The organism is Methylibium sp., assembly GCF_013817365.1.
In the GTDB taxonomy this organism is placed as follows: domain Bacteria; phylum Pseudomonadota; class Gammaproteobacteria; order Burkholderiales; family Burkholderiaceae_C; genus Methylibium.
On record NZ_JACDCU010000525.1, the window covers coordinates 1 to 2,503 of the forward strand.

The 2,503-nt window shown below is 68.1% G+C and carries 3 protein-coding genes; all 3 read right to left on the reverse strand.

The window, feature by feature from the left end; translation table 11 throughout:
- On the reverse strand, window positions 1-897 hold an 897-nt coding region (locus H0W38_RS20815; protein WP_292457781.1), incomplete at its 3' end, for a DMT family transporter.
- A gap of 11 nt (window positions 898-908) precedes the next feature.
- Complete coding sequence (gene galE / locus H0W38_RS20820; protein WP_292457783.1) at window positions 909-1,916, reverse strand: UDP-glucose 4-epimerase GalE; 1,008 nt, start codon at window positions 1,914-1,916, stop codon at window positions 909-911.
- Between the two features lie 71 nt (window positions 1,917-1,987).
- On the reverse strand, window positions 1,988-2,503 hold a 516-nt coding region (locus H0W38_RS20825), incomplete at its 5' end, for an aldehyde dehydrogenase family protein (protein WP_292457784.1).

Consider the following 2,503-nt stretch of genomic DNA (forward strand, 5'->3'; position numbering starts at 1 on the left):
CGGCCATGTCGCGAGCACCACCCCGGCCAGCGCCAGCGCGAATGCGCCGGCCTGCATCGCATCGATGCGCTCGCCCAGTAATAACGTGCCGACCGCCGCGGCACTGACCGGCAGCAGCACCGTGTACACGCCGGCCGAAGACGCCGGCACGTACTCGAGCCCACGCATCCACAGCCACACCGACACCATGCTTGCGGCCAGCGAATAAAAGAGCAACAGCGCCCAGGAGCCACCCGCGACCGCACCGAAGTCGAAGCGCCAGGCTTGCCAGAGACCGATCGGTGTGACAAGCAGCAGACCCCACAGGTTGATCAAGGCGCTGATGCGTCGCGCGCTCAACCGGCTGGTGAGCTGCTTGCCGATCACCACGTAAATCGCTTCGCAGCAGACCGCGCCCAGCAGCAGCAAGTGGCCGAGCCACGCCGACGGTGCAAGCGCGTCGGGTTGTGCCTCACCATGGCGGCTCAGCGAAACCAGAGCGATGCCCGCCACCGCGCAGGCGATGCCGGCCGCGACCGGGCGCGTGAGGCGCTCTCTCCAGGCCATCCAGCACATCAGCGCGACGACGGCGGGCAAGGCCGCCATGATCACGCCGGCGGCCAGGGCCGAGCTCATCGACACGCCGAACAGCATGCACACCGAGAAAAGGAAACTGCCGAACAGCGACAGCGTGAAAAGAAGCCGCCGGTCTTGCCGGCTCAGTGCCGCTTCATCAGGCTCGCGCCTGACCCAGTGCGCCATCGCCAGCGTGGCGATTCCGAAGCGCAGCCACACCAGCAGAAAGACCGGGAACACGACGACCAGCAACTTGGACAAGGCCACATAGCTGCCCACCAGCACCATCGCCGCCGCAAGACACGCATAGGCCCACCAGGGCGCCCGTCCGCCGTGCGGCATGGGCGGGAAAACTATCGAGGTTCGCCGGCGCGGCCGCTTTGCCAGCGCCAGGCATCGGCGCACATTGCCGCCAGATCGCGCCGCGTGGCCCAGCCGAGCCGCTGCTGCGCCAGCGTTGGGTCGGCCCAGCAGGCGGCCACGTCGCCGGGCCGGCGCGCGACGATCCGGTACGGCACCGCACGGCCGCTAGCTTGCTCGAAGGCCGCCACCATTTCCAGCACCGACACGCCGTGCCCGGTCCCCAGGTTGACGGTCAGCAGGCCCGGCTCGCGCGCCAGGCACTCGAGCGCAGCGACGTGGCCTTCGGCCAAATCCATCACGTGGATGTAATCGCGCACGCCGGTGCCGTCGGCCGTGGGGTAGTCGCCTCCGAAAACCTGCAGCTGCTCGCGCTGCCCTGCGGCGACCTGTGCCACGAAAGGCATCAGGTTGTTCGGCAGCCCCGACGGGTCTTCGCCGATGAGGCCACTCTCGTGCGCGCCCACCGGGTTGAAGTAACGCAGTCGGGCGATGCGCCACTGCGGCTCGGCGTGCGAGAGGTCGGCCAGGATCTGCTCGGTCATGAGCTTGCTCCAGCCGTAAGGGTTGGTGGCGCTCAGCGGGAAGTCTTCGCGAATGGGCACCGTGGCCGGATCGCCATAGACCGTGGCCGAGGACGAGAACACCAGGCTGTGGACCTTCGCGCGCTGCATCGCCTCGATCAGCCCGATCGTGCCTGCCACGTTGTTCTCGTAGTAGGCCAGCGGCTGCTGCACCGATTCGCCCACTGCCTTGAGCGCGGCGAAATGGATCACCGCGTCGATGTCGTGTTCGGCGAATGCGCGGTCGAGCAGGGCGGCGTCGCGGATGTCGCCCTCGACGAAGGGCACCGGCTTGCCGACCAGCGCCTCGATGCCGCCCAACACGCTGCGCCGGCTGTTGCGCAGGTTGTCGACGATCACGAACTCCTTGCCGGCGCCGGCCAGCGCCACGCAGGTGTGCGAGCCGATGAAGCCGGTGCCGCCGGTGACGAGGATCAAGCGCGTTCTCCTGGGGGCTCAGTGTTGCGCGGCATTGTGCCGGCTGGCACCGCCGGTGCTTGCCTGCGGGATCATGGATTGATGCGCAACCAGGTCGTCTTCAGCTCGGTGTACTTGTCCAGCGCGTGCAGAGACTTGTCGCGCCCGTTGCCGCTTTGCTTGTAGCCGCCGAAGGGCACGGTGATGTCGTCTTCGTCGTACTGGTTGACGTGCACCGTGCCGGCACGCAAGGCGCGCGCGACGCGGTGCGCGCGATCGATGTGTGAACTCCAGACGCTGGCCTGCAGACCATAAGGGGAGTCATTGGCGAGGCGGACCGCCTCGGCCTCGTCCTTGAAGCGAATGATGCCGAGCACCGGCCCGAAGATCTCTTCCCTCGCGATGCGCATGTCGTTGCGCACGCCGTCGAACACGGTCGGCTCCACATAGCAGCCGCCCGTCTCCGCGCGCGCCTGGCTGCCGCCGGCCAGCACCTGTGCGCCCTCCGCGCGGCCGGCCTCGATGTAGCTCATGACCGTGCGCAACTGTCCCTGATCGACCAGTGCACCCATCACCGTGGCGGCATCGAGCGGATCGGCCGGCCGGTA